This window comes from Duncaniella freteri (genome assembly GCF_004766125.1).
In the GTDB taxonomy this organism is placed as follows: Bacteria; Bacteroidota; Bacteroidia; order Bacteroidales; family Muribaculaceae; genus Duncaniella; species Duncaniella freteri.
On record NZ_SJSA01000001.1, the window covers coordinates 1,571,780 to 1,589,861 of the forward strand.

The 18,082-nt window shown below is 51.4% G+C and carries 16 protein-coding genes; 8 read left to right on the top strand and 8 right to left on the bottom strand.

Annotated features, from left to right (window positions below; genetic code table 11):
• Positions 1 to 34: 34 nt before the first annotated feature.
• On the top strand, positions 35 to 1,213 hold the full coding sequence (locus EZ315_RS06720; RefSeq protein WP_135471402.1) for a lipid-A-disaccharide synthase: 1,179 nt from the start codon (positions 35 to 37) through the stop codon (positions 1,211 to 1,213).
• Positions 1,214 to 1,216: 3 nt separating this feature from the next.
• Here the strand turns inward: EZ315_RS06720 and EZ315_RS06725 are convergent, their stop codons facing one another.
• The 3 genes from EZ315_RS06725 to EZ315_RS06735 form a co-directional block, all read right to left on the bottom strand.
• Positions 1,217 to 1,711: a DUF6808 domain-containing protein gene (locus tag EZ315_RS06725; RefSeq protein WP_135471403.1), complete on the bottom strand. Its 495-nt coding sequence runs from the start codon at positions 1,709 to 1,711 to the stop codon at positions 1,217 to 1,219.
• Between the two features lie 83 nt (positions 1,712 to 1,794).
• Positions 1,795 to 2,631, bottom strand: a complete 837-nt coding sequence (ypfJ, locus tag EZ315_RS06730; protein ID WP_135471404.1) for a KPN_02809 family neutral zinc metallopeptidase — start codon at positions 2,629 to 2,631, stop codon at positions 1,795 to 1,797.
• A 98-nt stretch (positions 2,632 to 2,729) separates the two neighbouring features.
• Positions 2,730 to 3,410 (bottom strand): MIP/aquaporin family protein, encoded by a 681-nt coding sequence (locus EZ315_RS06735; protein WP_135471405.1) that lies wholly within the window; start codon positions 3,408 to 3,410, stop codon positions 2,730 to 2,732.
• Between the two features lie 233 nt (positions 3,411 to 3,643).
• Between EZ315_RS06735 and EZ315_RS06740 the strand changes: the two genes are divergently transcribed.
• The 5 genes from EZ315_RS06740 to radC are packed head-to-tail and all read left to right on the top strand — an operon-like array spanning position 3,644 to position 10,458.
• Positions 3,644 to 5,278 carry a C69 family dipeptidase gene (locus tag EZ315_RS06740; protein ID WP_135471406.1) on the top strand — a complete coding sequence of 545 codons (1,635 nt, stop codon included), beginning with the start codon at positions 3,644 to 3,646 and terminating at the stop codon, positions 5,276 to 5,278.
• Complete coding sequence (locus EZ315_RS06745) at positions 5,278 to 7,614, top strand: ATP-dependent helicase (RefSeq protein ID WP_135471407.1); 2,337 nt, start codon at positions 5,278 to 5,280, stop codon at positions 7,612 to 7,614. The genes EZ315_RS06740 and EZ315_RS06745 overlap by 1 nt, the downstream gene beginning before the upstream one ends.
• A complete protein-coding gene (nspC, locus tag EZ315_RS06750; protein ID WP_135471408.1) occupies positions 7,611 to 8,741 on the top strand; it encodes a carboxynorspermidine decarboxylase in 1,131 nt (376 codons plus the stop codon). Before EZ315_RS06745 ends, nspC begins: the two co-directional genes overlap by 4 nt.
• Complete coding sequence (locus EZ315_RS06755; RefSeq protein WP_135471409.1) at positions 8,741 to 9,742, top strand: glycosyltransferase; 1,002 nt, start codon at positions 8,741 to 8,743, stop codon at positions 9,740 to 9,742. The genes nspC and EZ315_RS06755 overlap by 1 nt, the downstream gene beginning before the upstream one ends.
• Positions 9,742 to 10,458: a RadC family protein gene (gene radC / locus EZ315_RS06760; protein ID WP_135471410.1), complete on the top strand. Its 717-nt coding sequence runs from the start codon at positions 9,742 to 9,744 to the stop codon at positions 10,456 to 10,458. Before EZ315_RS06755 ends, radC begins: the two co-directional genes overlap by 1 nt.
• Before the next feature lie 40 nt (positions 10,459 to 10,498).
• Here the strand turns inward: radC and EZ315_RS06765 are convergent, their stop codons facing one another.
• The 5 genes from EZ315_RS06765 to EZ315_RS06785 all read right to left on the bottom strand — a co-directional run bounded on the left by EZ315_RS06765 (position 10,499) and on the right by EZ315_RS06785 (position 13,506).
• On the bottom strand, positions 10,499 to 10,852 hold the full coding sequence (locus EZ315_RS06765; protein ID WP_135471411.1) for an MmcQ/YjbR family DNA-binding protein: 354 nt from the start codon (positions 10,850 to 10,852) through the stop codon (positions 10,499 to 10,501).
• Positions 10,853 to 10,866: 14 nt separating this feature from the next.
• Positions 10,867 to 11,385 (bottom strand): hypothetical protein, encoded by a 519-nt coding sequence (locus EZ315_RS06770; RefSeq protein ID WP_135471412.1) that lies wholly within the window; start codon positions 11,383 to 11,385, stop codon positions 10,867 to 10,869.
• Positions 11,382 to 11,807 (bottom strand): SRPBCC family protein, encoded by a 426-nt coding sequence (locus EZ315_RS06775; RefSeq protein ID WP_135471413.1) that lies wholly within the window; start codon positions 11,805 to 11,807, stop codon positions 11,382 to 11,384. Before EZ315_RS06775 ends, EZ315_RS06770 begins: the two co-directional genes overlap by 4 nt.
• 26 nt (positions 11,808 to 11,833) lie before the next feature.
• Positions 11,834 to 12,487 carry an orotate phosphoribosyltransferase gene (pyrE, locus tag EZ315_RS06780; protein WP_135471414.1) on the bottom strand — a complete coding sequence of 218 codons (654 nt, stop codon included), beginning with the start codon at positions 12,485 to 12,487 and terminating at the stop codon, positions 11,834 to 11,836.
• A 266-nt stretch (positions 12,488 to 12,753) separates the two neighbouring features.
• Positions 12,754 to 13,506, bottom strand: a complete 753-nt coding sequence (locus tag EZ315_RS06785; RefSeq protein WP_135471415.1) for a nitroreductase family protein — start codon at positions 13,504 to 13,506, stop codon at positions 12,754 to 12,756.
• Positions 13,507 to 13,741: 235 nt separating this feature from the next.
• On the opposite strand from EZ315_RS06785, the gene carA reads away from it, so the two are divergent.
• Positions 13,742 to 14,812 carry a glutamine-hydrolyzing carbamoyl-phosphate synthase small subunit gene (gene carA, locus EZ315_RS06790; RefSeq protein ID WP_135471416.1) on the top strand — a complete coding sequence of 357 codons (1,071 nt, stop codon included), beginning with the start codon at positions 13,742 to 13,744 and terminating at the stop codon, positions 14,810 to 14,812.
• A 30-nt stretch (positions 14,813 to 14,842) separates the two neighbouring features.
• Entirely contained in the window at positions 14,843 to 18,067 is a 3,225-nt protein-coding gene (carB, locus tag EZ315_RS06795) for a carbamoyl-phosphate synthase (glutamine-hydrolyzing) large subunit (protein WP_135471417.1), read from the top strand.
• Positions 18,068 to 18,082 lie beyond the last annotated feature (15 nt).

Here is an 18,082-nt window from a genome sequence, read left to right on the forward strand (position 1 = left end):
TCAGACTGTCAAAAAAAAATGCTAAATTTGTGGCATGAGATACTTTTTTTCAGCCGGAGAGGCATCCGGCGACCTTCATGCAGCACAGGTTATACGTGAGCTGCGGGATATGCAACCCGATGCCGAGGTGATGTTTCTCGGCGGTGATGAGATGGCTGCTGCCGCCGGATGTGAGCCGCTGATACATTATCGCCGTATGGCTTACATGGGGTTCATAGATGTGGCACGCCACCTTCCGGAAGTGCTGGGGAATCTCTCCACGGCAAAGAAAGCCATCGCCGAAAGCCGTCCGGATGCCGTAGTGCTTGTTGACTATCCAGGCTTTAATCTTAAGATTGCCGAGTATGCCCACTCTCTCGGCATACCTGTACATTATTATATAGCTCCAAAGCTTTGGGCATGGAAGGAGTACCGGATGAAGAAGTTGCGCCGGTGGGTCGACAGGCTTTATTCGATATTGCCTTTTGAGCCGGAATGGTTTGGCGAGCGAGGTGTCAGAGCCGAGTATGTGGGTAACCCTTCGGTGGAGGAGGTGAAGAGTGCTATTGATAGCATGCCTTCACGCCAGGAGTTTGAACGTCTGCATGGGCTTGATTCACGTCCGATCCTTGCAATCGTGCCGGGGAGTCGTATGGGAGAGATAAAGGCTAATCTTCCGGTGATGGATGCTGTGGCACGTATGCACCCCGAGTTGCAGGCTGTTGTGGCCGGAGCCCCGGCTATAGATGCGGATGTGTACAGGCAGTTCACCGGATTTCCTGTGGTGGAGGCGACCACGCTCCAGCTGATGTCGCACGCTCGTGCCGCATTGGTGACATCAGGCACGGCATCGCTTGAGAGCGCGCTTGCAGGTGCGCCACAGGTGGTGTGCTACAGGGCTGTAGGGTGGAAATGGGCTCACGACCTGTTCATGCACATACTTAAGATACCGTATTGCTCTCTGCCTAATCTTATAACAGGACGCATAGACCGTCAGGCTCGTGACGAAGTGAACCGGGAGGCTGTGAAGACAGGTGTGCGCGGATGGATTATCCCGGAGATGCTTGTCCACAACTGTACGCCTGAGGCTGTGGACGCGCAGTTGTCGCCGCTCCTTCAGGACACGCCTGAAAGGGCTGCACAGCTCAGGGGGTATGATGAGGTGAAGCAGAGGTTGTTCACTTCCGCATCGGCCGCAAGGACCGTTGCTGAATGCATTACAGGGAAGCGTTAGGAGTCAAGGGTAAATACGGTAGGTGATACCTACGGATATGCCTGGTGATAAGCCGTGACGAGTTGCCACAGCTCCTGCTGTGATACCCACGCCCCATCGTGAGGAACGTGGCGTGATTGTGGTCCTCAGCATTGATGTGACAGGGTAGATGGTGAGAGAGTCGAGGCGTGGATTGGCTCCGCTCACGACGGCACGGAAGGAGGAGTCGGCGTAGATGCGTGTAGAGCGTTCTATTCTCAGAGTGTCGGAGTCGCTTGCCTCTTTGTTTATGCGGCTTAGGGGTATGGATACATATCGTATCTCCTTTTCGGTGGATTGTGTCGGGGACGGGATGTTTATTCTGAGGGTGTCGCGACGCGTTATGGTCTCTATGCGTACGGAGATGCCTGTATCGGTCGGTACTAACTTCTTGTGTCTGATACAGTAGTTGGTCCCGCAGATATAGCCTATTGTTATTCCTGTCAACAGGGATATTACTGTCACGGATAGTTTTCTCATATGTGCATTACATTAAAAATGTCATGCACAAAGGTAATGCCGCGTCGTATGGGATAAGGTGCGATAAAGCCGCGTGGAGGATGCTATTGTGGAAACCTGCCTGAAGATAGTCCGTCACGGAGAGCTGAGGAGCGTTGTGCCGATGTGCCGTGGGTGAAGGAGTCGGGCACGGAATATCCCTGGGCACGTTTCTGGAGATAATCGTCGCCGATCTTCTGGGCGGCGTCGATGGCTTCCTCGATGTCGCCGTCCTCAAGTGAACCGAACATCTTGTTGTCGTGATGGGCCCATACTCCGGCATAATAGTCGGCCTGGAGTTCGAGAGCCACACTTATTTTGTTGGCTTCGGCATCGCTCATTCGCGACATGCGGCTGTGGGCGTCATCGAGCGTGCCGAGGAGATATTGCACGTGGTGTCCGACCTCGTGAGCTATGACGTAGGCATAGGCGAAATCTCCGTCGGCACCGAGAGTGTGCTTCATCTCTGTGAAAAAGGATAGGTCAATGTATACGCTCTGATCGGCGGAGCAATAGAATGGTCCTGTCTGGGATGTGGCGTTGCCGCAGCCGCTCTGCACCGCACCTGAATAGAGCACGAGTGTGGGCGGTTCGTAACGTAGCCCTTGCTGTGCAAACAGTTTTGTCCACACATCTTCGGTCCCGGCGAGAATCTGTCGGGAGAATGTGGCGAGCTGTTCTTCCTGGGCTGAAGGGGTGTAGGTCGATGTGTGTTGGCTACCGGATGTCAACTGTCCGGAGTTCTGCATGAGCACTTCAAGGGGGTTGCCGCCTGACACCCATGCGATGATGCATGCGATGATCACTGCGCCTATGCCACCGCCTATTTTTAGTCCAGAGCCGCCGCGCCGTCCGCGTCGGTCGTCGAAATTGGAGCTTTGTCGTCTGCCGTTGAGTCGCATAATTTTATGGATTTATCATGAGTGAAAGGTGAAAACAAAACTCTCGTCAACAACTTCCGAGACATTTGTTTTCACCTTGAATATGTTTCAGCCAGTGATTATTTGGTGCGGATGATGTTCCATACCGATGAGCTGGCAAGAGCTCCGAGGAACGGGGCCACGATGAAGAGCCACAGCTGAGATATTGGTGTGGCGTCGCCGCCGAACGCTGCGAAGATGGCAGGACCTACAGAGCGAGCGGGATTTACTGATGTGCCTGTGAGCGGGATACATACAATGTGGACGAGCACAAGGGTGAGACCTATGGCGAGTCCGGCGAATTTGCCTGCGCCCTGTTTCTCATCGGTGGAGCCGAGCACTACGAGCACAAATATGAATGTGAACACAGTCTCGGCGATAAAAGCCTGCCACATGTTTCCGTCGGCATAGGAGTTGGCTCCGGTGGTAGTGCCGCCCTCGTGGGTGCCGGTTGATACGAGCAGCCATAGGACGAATGAAGCGATTATCGCTCCGATCACCTGGAACACCATGTAGCCTGCCGCCTGCTTGCCGTCCATCCTGCCGTTGGCCCACACGCCGAGGGTTATGGCAGGATTGATGTGGCAGCCCGATACTCCGCCTATGGCATACGCCATTCCGATTACTGAAAGACCGAATGCGAACGCTACTGCGAGGGTGGATGCATTGGTAGGGTTGTCAAAACCTGAGAAGATTGCGCTTCCGCAACCCATGAGCACCAGCACGAATGTGCCGACCATCTCTGCGAGATACTTTCTCATAAATAACGTGTTTTGGTTAGTGATATGTTATAAAACGCCCTCATGCGACATAGTGTTGCAAGTGGTCGGGAGAGGAACCGCTTTTGGCAAAGATAGGAAAAATAGTTCCTACTTTCAAGATAATTCAAGAATATTCATTATTTTTGCACATAGACTGATGTGTGATTGCAATATCTTTGTAATAAAACCGAGTCTAAACCATTGAAATCATCATAGCAAATAGTATTACAGCAATGAAATTAAAGACCTTACTCGCAGGCATATGCCTCGTCTCCTCAGTGCAGGCTCTGCCGTGCACAAGCCTGATAGCCGGTAAGAACGCCACGGCCGACGGTTCTGTATTAGTGACTTATGCCGCGGACAGCCATACTCTGTACGGCGAGTTGTATCATACCCCTGCCGCTACTCACGAGCCTGGAGCTATGCGCAAGATATATGAGTGGGATACCGGAAAGTATCTCGGAGAGATACCCCAGCCCAGGCAGACCTACTCGACGGTCGGAAATATGAATGAGCATGGGGTGACTATCTCGGAAAGCACATGGGGCGGACGTCCCGAGCTGGCTGACACTACCGGCATTATGGACTATGGCTCGCTGATTTATGTGACTCTTGAGCGTGCAAAAACAGCTCGTGAGGCCCTTAAGATCATGACTGATCTCGTAAAGGAATATGGCTATCATTCAAGCGGGGAGTCATTCTCCATAGCCGACACCAACGAGGTATGGGTGATGGAGCTTATCGGAAAGGGAGGCAAGGAGAAGGGAGCCGTGTGGGTTGCCCGCCGTGTGCCTGACGATTGCATTTCGGGGCATGCCAATTTCCCGCGTATCCATCAGTTCCCTCTCAATGACAAGGAGACTACCCTCTATTCACCTGACGTGATAGAGTTTGCCCGCAAGCAGGGTTATTTCAAGGGAAAGGATAAGGATTTCAGTTTCTCGTCGGCTTACGGAGAGCTTGACGGAACTGCTACCCGCGGATGTGACGGACGAGTATGGAGCTACTTCAATATGTTCTCGGAAGGCATGGACAGGTATCTTCCATGGATTCTTGAGTCGAAGGGCGAGGTGATGCCTCTTTGGGTCAAGCCGGAGAAGAAGCTCAGTGTCGGAGACATGCGTCAGGCGATGCGTGACCATTTCGAGGGAACACCTATGGATATGACCAAGGATGTGGGTGCCGGTCCCTACAAGGTGCCTTACCGCTGGAGGCCTATGACATTCAAGGTTGACGGAAAGGAATATCTCAATGAGAGAGCCATAGCCACACAGCAGACCGGATTCTCATTCGTGTCGCAGATGAACGAGGCCCATCCCCAGGCTATGAAAGGCATACTGTGGTTTGGTGTCGATGATGCCAACACCTGTGTGTATGTGCCCATGTACAGCTGCCTCACCGAGGTGCCTCATGAGTTTGCCCCAGGCAACGGAGATATGCTCACACTCTCATGGGATGCCGCATTCTGGGTGAACAACTATGTTGCCAACCAGGCTTACAACCGCTACAGCCAGATGATACCTGACATACGTCGCGTACAGAACGGAGAGGAAGAGACTCTTGACAAAGAGGTGAAAATGCTTCTTGCCGGAGTAAGGGACATGTCAACTGCCGATGCGAGCGCGATGCTCAACAATCATTCACGAATGGCGTCGGCACGCTATCTGAAGAACTATAAGGCTCTCGGTGATTATCTTCTCGTGAAGTATCTTGACGGAAATGTCAAGAAGGAGAAGGACGGAAAGTTTGAACGTACCCCCGAGGGTGTGTGCGTGTCCCCGAATTTCCCGGGCTATGACGAACGTTACTATCGCGCTATAGTCGAGGATACCGGTGACCATCTGCGCGTAAAGGAATTTAAGAAATAATGGATCCTGAGGAATATCTCGGAAAACTGAACACACAACAGCGTGCCGCCGTAGAATACTGCGACGGCCCGCAGCTTGTTATAGCAGGTGCAGGCTCAGGCAAGACCAGGGTGCTGACCTATAAGATAGTGCATCTTCTCGCTCACGGATATGAGCCGTGGAGGATACTTGCACTGACATTTACCAATAAGGCGGCCCGCGAGATGCGCGAACGAGTCGAGGCTCTTGTGGGACCTGAGGTGTCGTCGAGTCTTTGGATGGGTACGTTTCATTCCATCTTTGCACGTATACTCAGGCTGAATGCCGAGCATATAGGTTTCAAGAGCTCGTTCACCATATACGACGCTGCCGACAGCAAGGCCCTTGTGAAACTTATCATCAAGGATATGCAGCTTGACGACAAGGTGTACAAGCCGTCGACAGTGCACAATGCGATATCATGGGCTAAGAATGCATTGATCTCACCTGAGGACTATGCCCTTAACCGTGACTTGCAGAGGGCTGACACTAATGCAAGGCGTCCGCGCACTTGTGAGATATATCGTTGTTACCGGGACCGCTGCCGTGTGGCGGGGGCGATGGATTTCGATGATCTGCTGTTCTACACCAATGTGCTTTTTCGCGACCATCCTGACGTGAGCAGGCATTATCAGGAGTTTTTCAGGTATGTGCTTGTCGATGAGTACCAGGACACAAATTTTGCCCAGCACCTCATAGTAAAGCAGCTTACCCAGGGTGCCAGCAGGCTGTGCGTTGTGGGCGACGATGCCCAGAGCATATACTCGTTCCGAGGTGCCAATATACGTAACATCCTTGAGATGGAGAATTCCTATCCGGGATTGCAGACATTCAAGCTTGAGAGGAACTACCGTTCCACGCAGAATATTATCGATGCTGCCGGAAGCCTCATAAGCAAGAATGTGGACCAGATACCGAAGAATGTGTATTCGGAGAACGACCGCGGTACGCTCATTGATGTGGTGAAGTGCTACAGTGACTACGAGGAGGCAGCACAGGTGGCGGCACGTGTGTCGCAGATAAAGAGGACCACCGGAGATCCGTATGACGGGACTGCGATCCTGTACCGTACAAATGCACAGAGCCGTGTGCTTGAGGAGTCGTTGCGCAAACGCAATGTGCCTTACCGGATATATGGCGGGCTGTCGTTCTATCAGCGCAAGGAGGTGAAGGATGCGATAGCTTATTTCCGTATGTCGCTCAATCCGGATGATGACGAGGCATTGCGCCGTATCATCAATTTTCCGGCACGAGGCATAGGTGACACAACTCTCGGCAAGCTCACGAGGGCGGCTATGGATGCCGGTGTGAGCCTATGGGGGGTGATCACCGGTCTGGACCGGTATGACTGCGGGCTGAATGCCGGCACCAGGAACAAGCTCCAGGATTTTGCCTCGCTTATAAAAGGTTTCATAGAGCTGAATGCGCAAGGACGGGATGCCTATGATGTGGCGAGGAGTATCATTGACCGTACCGGTCTGTACAAGATGCTTGTGCATGATTCCACTCCTGAGAGCATATCCAAGCAGGAGAACCTGCAAGAGTTGCTCAAAGGTGTCAAGGAGTATGTGGAGGCGATGGTGGAACAGGGCCGTGATGATGTGTCGTTAGGCAGTTTCATGACTGAGGTGTCGCTTGCCACTGACCAGGATATAAATAACGGAGTTGACGAGGAGAGCGTGACCATGATGACAGTACATGCCGCCAAAGGTCTGGAATTCGATAATGTGTTCATTGTGGGAGTGGAAGAGGACCTGTTTCCATCGGCGATGGCTGCACAATCGGCTGCTGAGGTCGAGGAGGAACGCCGGCTTCTTTATGTCGCTATCACGAGAGCAAGGAAATTCTGCATGATCAGTTATGCCACGCAACGGTTCCGCAACGGACAGACTGTGTTTCCGCGTCCGTCACGGTTCATCGGTGATATAGACACGCGGTATCTGCACATCTCCGGAGGCAGTGATTTTGTCCCCTCGGCTTCTATGGTCCAGCAGCGTAGGGTTACTGCTTCATACAATGCCTCGATGGCAGGATCGGCACGTCCGCTGAACGACTTGCGCCGACCGTTGTCGGAGAACCGTCGTCAGGCAGAGGGCCGAGCAGCTTCCGCATCATCGGTTCCGGCGGGTGATTTCAAGCTTCATTCGGCGAGTGAGGTGAATGTGGGAACCAGAATCAGGCATACCAAATTCGGCGTTGGGCTTGTCACGGAGCTTGACACCTCAGGCGTGGATGCAAGGATGACGGTGGAATTCGAGAGTGACGATATCAAATCACGCACGCTGCTTTTCAAATATGCTAAATTTATGATCTTATGAGGATAGAAGAGATTCCAACACCATATTATATAGTATACGAGGAGCGTATGCGCCGCAATCTTGAGCTCATAACACGTGTGGAGCGCGAGGCGGGTGTGAATATAATCATGGCATTCAAGGCGAATGCCCTGTGGCGTTCGTTCGATGTGGTGAGGGAGTATAACCGCGACTTCACGGCAAGCTCACTCAATGAGCTTAGGCTCGGAAATGAAGAGCTTGGCGGGGAGGCTCATGTGTATTGCCCGGTATACACTCCTGCTACCATTGGAGAATTCCTGTCAAGAGCCACTCATCTGACATTCAATTCTCTTAGCCAGTGGGAGAAGTATGGCGATATGACTCGTGCCGCCGGTGTGTCGCCGGGGCTGAGGGTGAATCCGCAGTGCTCCGTCATAGAGACGGAGATGTATAATCCGGCTCTTCCGGGATCGCGTTTCGGAGTGACTGCCGAGCAGCTTGGCGGCGTGCTCCCTGTGGGCATCGACGGATTGCATTTCCATGCTTTGTGTGAGAGCTCGTCATACGATCTTGCCAAGGTGCTTGAGGCATTTGAGGAGCAGTTCGGCTACTGTTTCAGGCAACTGAAATGGGTGAATTTCGGTGGCGGACATCTTATGACCCGGGAGGGCTATGATGTGGAGCATCTTATAGGGGTGCTTCGCGGATTCCGTGACCGGTATCCTTGGTTAAAGGTAGTGCTTGAGCCTGGTAGCGCGTGGATGTGGCGCACCGGCGACCTTGTGACCTCTGTGCTTGATGTCGTAGAGAACCAAGGGGTAAAGACCGCTATCATAGATGCGTCGTTTGCCTGCCATATGCCTGACTGTCTGGAGATGCCTTACAAGCCGGCGATCACCGAGAGTGTGCCTGTGGCTCCAGGGCTTCCTGTGTATCGGCTGGGTGGAAATTCATGCCTGAGCGGTGACTTTGTGGGTGACTGGGCTTTTGATCGTCTTCTTGAGCCGGGTGACCGCCTCACCCTTGAGGATATGAACCATTATACCACAGTCAAGACCAATATGTTTAACGGCATACAGCATCCTGCCATGGTGATGTGTGCATCTGACGGTGACTGCCGTTATCTGCGTAAATTTGATTATCAGGATTATAAAAACCGTATGGACTGATGGATAGACCGAGGTTTTCAGTGATCGTCCCTGTGTATAACCGCATTGACGAGGTGGAGGATCTGATGGCGAGCCTTGAGGCTCAGACATGCATGAACTTCGAGGTGGTGATAGTTGAGGACGGTTCTACCATGCCTTGCGAGGATGCGGTGAGGCGTCATCCCGGTGTGCGATCGAAATATTTCTACAAGGGTAACGAAGGGCGTTCGATAGCCAGAAATTATGGGATGGAACGAGCCGAGGGTGATTACTTTATATTTTTCGATAGCGACTGTGTGATACCGGAGAAGTATTTTGAGATACTTTCCAGGGAGCTTGACAGCACACCTGTGGACTGCTTCGGTGGACCGGACGCGGCTCACGATTCCTTCTCCTCGACACAGAAGGCAATCAATTATGCTATGACATCGTTTCTCACCACCGGAGGGATACGTGGCGGCAGGATGAGCCTTGAGAAATTCACACCTCGCACTTTCAATATGGGATTCTCGCGTGAGGTATATGAGGGGGTAGGAGGATTTCGCGAGATGTTCTCCGAGGATATAGATATGAGCACCAGGATACGTCAGGCGGGGTTCGGTATCGCCCTAATACGGCCTGCCTATGTGTATCATAAGCGGAGAGTCGATTTCAGAAAGTTTTTCCGTCAGGTGCATGTGTTCGGGATGTCGAGGATCACACTCCATCTTCTATACCCCGGGTCAATGAAAGCTGTGCATACCCTCCCGGCTCTTGCTGTGCTTGCTGGAGTGGTGCTGATTCTGCTCGGCATATTTGTTTCCCCCTGGTGGCTGCTCCCTCTCGGGGTGTATCTTGTGGCGATATTTTTGTCGGCAATACTGATCACCCGGTCACTTGTGATCGCGCTCAAGGCTGTGCCGGCGAGTGTGATACAGATCCTTGGCTACGGCTCGGGATTCATCAAGGCTTACATCACGAAGATTCTTCTCGGACGCGGACGTGACATAAATGAGGAGATTCTTATACGCAAGGGTAAATAATGGGTGTCGGTGCTGACAAGCCGTTCATATCGACTCGTATTCTCGATCTGAACAAGGATGATATGCCGCGCGAAAAGGCTTTGGCGCAAGGTGTACGTGCGTTGAGCGATGCCGAACTCATAGCCATAATATTTGGAGGCGGACTTCCGGGATTGTCGGTCGTGGATATGGCGCGAGGCATTCTGCGCGACTGTGACAACCGTGTTGATTTTCTCGCCAGGCTTAGCATGAACGAACTTATGAGCAAGTACAAGGGTATCGGACCAGCGAAGGCTGTGAGCCTTGCGGCGGCATTTGAACTTGGCAGGCGAAACAGCGAGCAGGCGTCATCGTGTGTGGACCCTCAGATAAGGTCCAGCCGTGATGTGATGGTGCTTATGGCTCCGTTGCTTGGAGCCTTGGAGTATGAGGAGTTCTGGGTGCTTATGCTGTCGCGCTCCAATCGTGTCACATACAAACGTTGCATCTCTCAGGGCGGCACTGCGGCTACCGTGGTGGATGTCAAGCTGCTGCTAAAGCGAGTGATAGATTGCCTTGCCGAAGGGATAATACTTGTGCATAATCATCCTTCAGGAAACCCTAATCCGAGCGGAGAGGACGACAGCCTGACACGACGTATAAAGGACGGAGCCAAGATACTTGGTATCAACGTTCTTGACCATATCATCATAGCCAGGGATAAATATTTCTCATATGCCGATGAGGGCAGGCTGTGAGGCTGGATGCGCGCTGATAAGGATATGGCAGTGAGTGTATTCAGAGGGTCAATTGTTCCCGCACTTTCTTTGGTAGCCCTTTCAAGGTCTGGTGATAGGCGTGAGTGAGAAGCTCCCTGTGCATGTGTTCGGGCATATCTCCTGTGTATTTTACTGATATCCAGTGGCGTTTGTTCATATGGTATCCGGGTGACACGGCTTCGTACCTTTCCCGCAGCTCTTCGCCATATACCGGATCGATCTTTATGTTATAAAAGTCCCATTTGGAGTTTAGGTCCACCAGGCAAAATTGCTTTCCGCCTATTTCAAACGCAAGATAGTCCGGACCATAAGGGCATCTTTCTGTCACGTGAGGTAATGACAGTGCCGTATCTCTGATATATTCGATGTTCATGATTCACTATTGGCTTAGCGTGTGATGACGCGGTATTGGAGCGCACCACCTGAGGTGATGTTGTAGCGTTGCAGGGCATAGCCGTGGTCGGCGGCTGGTCCGGAGCGCGGGTTGCCGTGGTTGGTGTATATGTCGAACGTGCTTCCGCACTTAGGGCATCGGGCATGGAGCTCTCCGTCAGGGATCTCTAAACGGACGGATGGCGTAGGGTCGTAGGGGCAGGCAAGATCATAGACTATGAGGTTGCCCATAACGTCCGAGACGAGAAGTATCCCTGAGTAGCCGGTATGGTCGGATGCCTTATATGGGAAGCCGGCAGGCTCTGTCACTCCTTTTGCAAGAATGTAGCGGCGGTAGTCGGCGGCATCACCTTTGACTCCGTAGAGATTCCATTCGGCTACGGTTGTGAATGAAATGTGCACCTCGCTATACGGAACGCGCTCATCATCGACGGATTTACCGCATCCGACGGTGATGAGCGTGATAAGTGTTATAGCTGAAAGTTTGAGCCGGGAGAGGAGGCTGTGTGTCATACAGCGGGGAAGAGCGATGTGAATACTTCGCCGAATTTGTCGGCAGCTTCCTGTATCTTGCTTCCGATGAACGGACGGAGCATTGCAGGTATCTGTATGTCGACACGTGGAGTGAGGCGTGTGGAAGCCTCGTCGACTTCGGCAAGGTCTATTGACAGTTTGAGAGGTATGGGTGATCCCTCGGCGTTCAGCCCTACATGGGTGGATGGGGTGCGTTCAGTGATCTTGAACACGAGTTCTCCCACTCCGGGAGCGTCCATTTTAAAGGCGTCTCCTCTGAATTCCACTCCCTGGAGCTTTTCTCGCTGGTCGGCTGGAAGCTGTTCCACCATATCTCTGTACTGCCCGAGATCGCTTATCTTGGCATAGATTTCAGCAATAGGACGAGGTATGGTGACTGGTTTTCCTGAATATACTGACATAAAAGAGTGTTATGTGACTAAGTGGATTATTCGTCAGCCTTGTCAACTCCGGGGCTCCATACGGAGGGGTCTTTTCTCCATTCGCGCAGGGTGTCGACATCCTTTTCACGGATGAAGCCTGTCTCCAGGGCGGCAGTGATGAGGGCTGTGTAATTGGAGAGCGTAAGGAGGTTTACATTGGCTTCCTTGAATGCCTTTGTGGCTACTGGGAATTCATAGCTGAATATGGCTACCATACCTGCCACTTCGCAGCCGGCATTGCGTATGGCTTCAACAGCCTTTAGGCTGCTGCCTCCGGTGGATACAAGATCCTCGATAACTACGACTTTTGAGCCGGGGCGTAGGTCACCCTCTATGAGATTCTCAAGACCGTGGTCCTTTGGTTTCGCGCGTACATATACATACGGAAGCCCGAGAGCATCGCTGACAAGCGCACCTTGTGCAATGGCTCCGGTGGCAACACCTGCGATGGCATCGACTTCAGGGAAGTTCTCAAGGATGTTGCGTGCGAGCTCCACTTTGATGAAGTTGCGCACATCTGGGTATGATAATGTCTTGCGATTATCGGTGTATATAGGTGAATTCCATCCCGAAGCCCATGTGAAAGGGTTTTCGGGTTGAAGCTTTATGGCACTGATTTTTAGGAGCTTCTCGGCAAGAATAAGATCGAGATGTTTCATAGCGGTTCAGAATTGATGTTGTTCATCACTAATTGGGTGCAAAGGTACTGTTATTTGCGCCCAATTGCAACTATTTTTTGTTAATCTTGTACAAGAACCTGAATAAAAAGATAAAAGAGAGATGTCTCACGACACCCCTCTTCCTTTAAACCTTTATCTTAATCTAATACTATGAAAAACACACGTGCAAATGTAAGAATAATTATTGTATGAGTCATAATAAACGCATGTGTTTAACATAAATTTAAATTTTAGGATGATGTATCTTACCGTTTAGGGTCGAAGCCTCGTCTTTGGAGGGCACGCAGCATCCCATAGTTCATCGCTTCACGATAGTAGGATATGATATGTGTTGCCCAGTCATTATCGGTCTTGTCGCCTGCTCGGGTGCGGTTATATTCCTTGATGGTCTCGTTGTATTCCATGATGTCGGCTGTCATCTCGGCTTCATCCTGCGGATAACGGTTGTGGAACACTACGAGCTCGCGTGGCTGTTTCGGCTTCAGGTCGGGCAGTTCACGCGGGACTCCAATGGAGAGTCCGCATACCACAAATGTCTTTTGTGGCAGTCCGAGCAGGTGGGATATGGCTTCAGGAGCCACAGTGCGGGCGTATCCTATGGGACAGCATCCCAGGTCGAGGGATTCCGCCATGGCTACGGCACTCATCATTGCGAGAGAGGCATCGATGATACCTACGGCGAGTCCGTCGACGGTGTTGTTGAATTCGGGCATTTCTTCTCCGAGAGCGTCTGCCGCAAGTCCTATCTTGTGATAGTCAACGAGGAACAGGAGGAAATGGCTGCACGTCTTGATCTGTTTCTGCCCAATGAGTTCGTAAAGCTTGAGTTTGAGTTCGGGGTCGGTGACATCAATTACGGAGAATTGCTGTCCGTTATAACTGGTAGGTGTGTTACGTATTGCATCAAAGATGAGACGCATGTCGTCATCGCTGATGTTTTCACGTTCGTAACGTCGTATGCTGCGCCTTTGGAGCAGGGATTCTTTTACACTTTTCATGTTTGAGAGAGTTCTTGCGTATGTGTATTATATGATTTGAGCATAGGGGTTTTAGGTTGTAACAATGTTAAGGTGCAAAGAGTTTTGCGTATATTGATATAAAAAAAGGAAGCGAAGTGTGGCACATGGGGGCTAAAAGTGCGTGAGCTCAGGAAAAATAGCACCGTATGAATGTAAAAGACATAAAAAGTTCGTAACTTTGCATCCCGAAAAGTTTTAAAAATACTCAACCCGAATGAGACATACTAAGCGCGCTTTCCTCATGCTGGAGGACGGTACCACTTTTGAAGGGAAATCATTTGGCCACGAATCATCAACGGCCGGTGAGGTAGTGTTTAATACCGCAATGACGGGTTATCCGGAGAGTCTGACCGACCCATCCTATGAGGGTCAGATACTGGTGACGACTTACCCGATATTGGGAAACTATGGAGTCCCGCCCCACCGAGAGAAGGATGATGTGAGCGAGTATTATGAGAGCGACCACATACATTGCCGGGCCATTGTAGCTCAGGATTATTCTTTTGATCATTCCCATTGGCAGGCCGACCGGCCGCTTGCAATGTGGCTTAACGAGGAGCGTATCCCGGGGATATATGGTATTGACACCAGGGCTCTCACCAAGCATCTGCGCGAACACGGCTCCATGCTCGGGAAAATAGTGATAGAGGGTGGCGATGACTGCGGGTTCTATGATCCGAATCTTGAAAATCTTGTAGGCAAGGTGTCATGCACCGAAGTGGAGACCCATGGCGATGGTGACAAGACTGTGGTGCTTGTGGACTGCGGCGTAAAGCATAACATAATCCGTTGCCTTACACGCCGTGGCGTGAGGGTGGTGCGTGTGCCCTGGGATTATGATTTCACATCCATACCTTACGACGGTCTCTTCATATCTAATGGTCCCGGCAACCCTGACATGGCGTCGGCGACAGTCGAGAATATACGTAAGGCAATGGCTATAGGGAAGCCTATATGCGGTATCTGCATGGGGAATCAGCTCCTTGCCAAAGCTGCCGGAGCCAAGACCTATAAGCTTAAGTATGGTCACCGTAGCCATAATCAGCCTGTGAGAAGGGTTGGGACTGACAAGTGTTTTATCACATCACAGAACCATGGCTTTGCAGTTGACAATGATACTCTTCCTGAGGATTGGGAGCCGCTGTTTGTGAATATGAACGATGGGACCAATGAGGGTATAAGGCACAAAGAGAAGCCGTTCTTCTCCGCCCAGTTCCATCCTGAGGCAAGTTCCGGACCGAAGGATACGGAATTTCTGTTTGACGAGTTTATTAGTATGCTTTAACCGCTCTCTCACTATAATATATTAAGGTGTATGCGCAACGAAAAGATTAAGAAGGTGCTCCTGCTCGGTAGCGGAGCTTTGAAGATAGGTGAGGCCGGTGAGTTCGACTACTCCGGGTCTCAGGCTCTAAAGGCAATGAAGGAGGAAGGGATCACCACCGTTCTTATAAACCCCAATATAGCCACAGTGCAGACTTCAGAGGGGTTTGCTGATAAGATATATTTTCTCCCTGTGACCCCTTACTTCGTAGAGAAGGTGATAAAGAAAGAGAATCCTGATGGGATACTCCTTGCTTTTGGCGGTCAGACAGCACTTAACTGTGGGGTGGAGCTGTATCGCACAGGGATACTTGAACGATATAATGTAGAGGTTCTCGGCACCCCAGTACAGGCTATAATGGATACGGAGGACCGAGAACTGTTTGTTCGAAAACTCGACGAGATAGATGTACGCACCATCAAGAGCGAGGCGGTCAGTTCTGTGGCTGATGCCATCGAGGCCGCGTCCACTCTCGGATATCCGGTGATTGTCCGTGCCGCATATGCTCTGGGCGGTCTCGGTTCGGGATTCTGCGATAATGAACAGGAGCTTGTGGCTCTTGTGGAAAAGGCTCTCGCATTCTCGCCACAGGTGCTTGTGGAGAAATCACTGAAAGGATGGAAAGAAGTGGAGTATGAAGTGGTGCGTGACCGCTTTGACAATTGCATCACCGTATGCAATATGGAGAACTTTGACCCGCTCGGAATCCACACAGGGGAGTCGATTGTGGTCGCCCCGTCCCAGACTCTCTCCAACGAGGATTATCACTGGCTGCGCAAGCTTGCCATAAAGATAGTGCGCCATATTGGAATCGTGGGCGAGTGTAATGTGCAGTATGCTTTTGACCCTGATTCGCTTGACTATAGGGTTATAGAGGTGAATGCGCGTCTGAGCCGATCGTCGGCTTTGGCATCGAAAGCTACAGGCTATCCGCTTGCTTTTGTGGCAGCCAAGCTGGGACTGGGTTATGGATTGTTTGACCTTAAGAATTCGGTCACAAAGGAGACTTCGGCATTCTTTGAGCCGGCTCTTGACTATATAGTTTGCAAGATACCCCGATGGGATCTCGGTAAGTTCCATGGTGTGCGCCGCGAGATAGGCTCGTCGATGAAGTCGGTTGGCGAAGTTATGGCAATAGGTCGTACATTCGAAGAGGCGATACAGAAAGGCCTGCGAATGATAGGGCAGGGGATGCATGGATTTGTCGGCAACAATCAGCGCGATATCCCTGAGCTTGAGCATGCGCTGAAGGAGCCTACCGACAAGCGCATCTTTGCCATAGCCCAGGCTTTTTTCAAGGGATATACGGTGGAAAGGATTCATGAGCTCACCCGGATTGACAGATGGTTTCTGTACAGATTGCAGAACATTATCGACACTGCCCGGGAGCTTCATGGATATGACGATCTTGATTCGCTTCCCGAACCGCTTCTGCGTCAGGCAAAAGAGCAGGGGTTCAGCGACTTTCAGGTGGCGAGAGAGGTGCTTAAAGATGGCATGACCGATGCTGAGAATGCCAATCTGCTTGTACGTTCCCTCCGAAAGAGGTTAGGGGTGTTGCCTGTTGTAAAGCAGATAGACACTCTCGCTGCGGAATATCCGGCCCAGACCAATTATCTGTACCTGACGTATAATGGCAGGGAGAACGATGTGAACTATCTCCATGACCATCGCTCGATAGTAGTGCTCGGCTCGGGTGCTTACCGTATAGGGTCGTCAGTGGAGTTTGACTGGTGTTCGGTCAATGCCCTTTTGACGGTAAAGAAGGAGGGGTGGAGATCAGTGATGATCAATTATAACCCTGAGACAGTGTCGACTGATTATGACATATGTGACCGCCTGTATTTTGATGAGCTCACTTTCGAGAGGGTAATGGATATCCTTGATCTTGAACAGCCCCACGGCACTATTCTGTCGGTGGGCGGTCAGATACCCAACAATCTTGCCACAAGGCTTGATGAACAAGGCGTGAATATCCTCGGCACAACAGCTAAGAGCATAGATAATGCCGAGGACCGCAACAAGTTCTCGGCGATGCTTGACCGCCTTGGTGTTGACCAGCCGCGTTGGAGGGAACTGACAAGCATGGAGGATATCAATAGCTTTATAGAAGAAGTTGGATTCCCGGTGCTTGTCCGTCCGAGCTATGTCCTTTCAGGGGCGGCAATGAATGTGTGCTACAATCAGGAGCAGCTCACCCGTTTTCTGCGCCTTGCAGCCAATGTGTCGAAGAAGCACCCTGTGGTAGTGTCGCAGTTCATCTCCGGAGCCAAGGAGATAGAGATGGATGCTGTGGCTAAGGACGGAGACATAGTTGCATATGCAATCTCGGAGCATATAGAGTATGCGGGTGTGCATTCGGGTGATGCCACCATACAGTTCCCGCCGCAGAAACTGTATGTGGAGACAGTGAGGCGTATCCGGCGCATATCGCGCCAGATAGCAAGCGCGCTTGAGATATCCGGTCCGTTCAACATACAGTTTCTTGCCAAGAATAATGACATAAAGGTGATAGAATGTAACCTTCGAGCCTCGCGGTCATTCCCATTCGTTTCTAAGGTGTTGAAAATCAATCTTATTGACCTTGCCACAAGAGTGATGCTCGGGCTTGATGTCGAAAAGCCCGGTAAGAATGCCTTTGATCTCGATTATGTAGGTATCAAGGCTTCGCAATTCAGTTTCTCGCGTCTTCAGGGTGCCGATCCTGTGCTTGGAGTGGATATGGCTTCGACCGGGGAGGTGGGCTGTATTGGCAACGACTCGTCCGAGGCACTGATCAAGGCGATGGTTTCAGTGGGCAACCGAGTCCCCTCACGTGGAGTGCTTCTGTCCACCGGTACCCCTAAGCAGAAGGCTGATATGCTTGACGCCGCCCACGAGCTTGCCAATCGCGGATACACCATATATGCCACCGGAGGCACTCACGCTTATCTTAATGACAACGGCATACCGGCCATAAGGGTGTATTGGCCTTCCCAGTCCGATATGCAGCCTCAGGCTATAGATCTGCTTCATGAACATAAGGTGGATATGGTGGTCAACATTCCTAAGAATTTCACTGACATGGAGCTTAGCAATGGCTACAAGATACGCCGTGCGGCCATCGACCTGAATATTCCGTTGCTCACAAATGCACGTCTGGCATCGGCCTATATCGATGCTTTCACCACCCATCCGCTCGACGAGATGGAGATCAAGAGCTGGGACGAGTATTGATGAGCGGAATATCGC

Bases quoted from the DNA above. Each gene is read 5' to 3' on its own strand.
- EZ315_RS06720 (WP_135471402.1), top strand. From the start codon at position 35: ATGAGATACTTTTTTTCAGCCGGAGAGGCATCCGGCGACCTTCATGCA.
- EZ315_RS06725 (WP_135471403.1), bottom strand. From the start codon at position 1,711: ATGAGAAAACTATCCGTGACAGTAATATCCCTGTTGACAGGAATAACA.
- ypfJ (WP_135471404.1), bottom strand. From the start codon at position 2,631: ATGCGACTCAACGGCAGACGACAAAGCTCCAATTTCGACGACCGACGC.
- EZ315_RS06735 (WP_135471405.1), bottom strand. From the start codon at position 3,410: ATGAGAAAGTATCTCGCAGAGATGGTCGGCACATTCGTGCTGGTGCTC.
- EZ315_RS06740 (WP_135471406.1), top strand. From the start codon at position 3,644: ATGAAATTAAAGACCTTACTCGCAGGCATATGCCTCGTCTCCTCAGTG.
- EZ315_RS06745 (WP_135471407.1), top strand. From the start codon at position 5,278: ATGGATCCTGAGGAATATCTCGGAAAACTGAACACACAACAGCGTGCC.
- nspC (WP_135471408.1), top strand. From the start codon at position 7,611: ATGAGGATAGAAGAGATTCCAACACCATATTATATAGTATACGAGGAG.
- EZ315_RS06755 (WP_135471409.1), top strand. From the start codon at position 8,741: ATGGATAGACCGAGGTTTTCAGTGATCGTCCCTGTGTATAACCGCATT.
- radC (WP_135471410.1), top strand. From the start codon at position 9,742: ATGGGTGTCGGTGCTGACAAGCCGTTCATATCGACTCGTATTCTCGAT.
- EZ315_RS06765 (WP_135471411.1), bottom strand. From the start codon at position 10,852: ATGAACATCGAATATATCAGAGATACGGCACTGTCATTACCTCACGTG.
- EZ315_RS06770 (WP_135471412.1), bottom strand. From the start codon at position 11,385: ATGACACACAGCCTCCTCTCCCGGCTCAAACTTTCAGCTATAACACTT.
- EZ315_RS06775 (WP_135471413.1), bottom strand. From the start codon at position 11,807: ATGTCAGTATATTCAGGAAAACCAGTCACCATACCTCGTCCTATTGCT.
- pyrE (WP_135471414.1), bottom strand. From the start codon at position 12,487: ATGAAACATCTCGATCTTATTCTTGCCGAGAAGCTCCTAAAAATCAGT.
- EZ315_RS06785 (WP_135471415.1), bottom strand. From the start codon at position 13,506: ATGAAAAGTGTAAAAGAATCCCTGCTCCAAAGGCGCAGCATACGACGT.
- carA (WP_135471416.1), top strand. From the start codon at position 13,742: ATGAGACATACTAAGCGCGCTTTCCTCATGCTGGAGGACGGTACCACT.
- carB (WP_135471417.1), top strand. From the start codon at position 14,843: ATGCGCAACGAAAAGATTAAGAAGGTGCTCCTGCTCGGTAGCGGAGCT.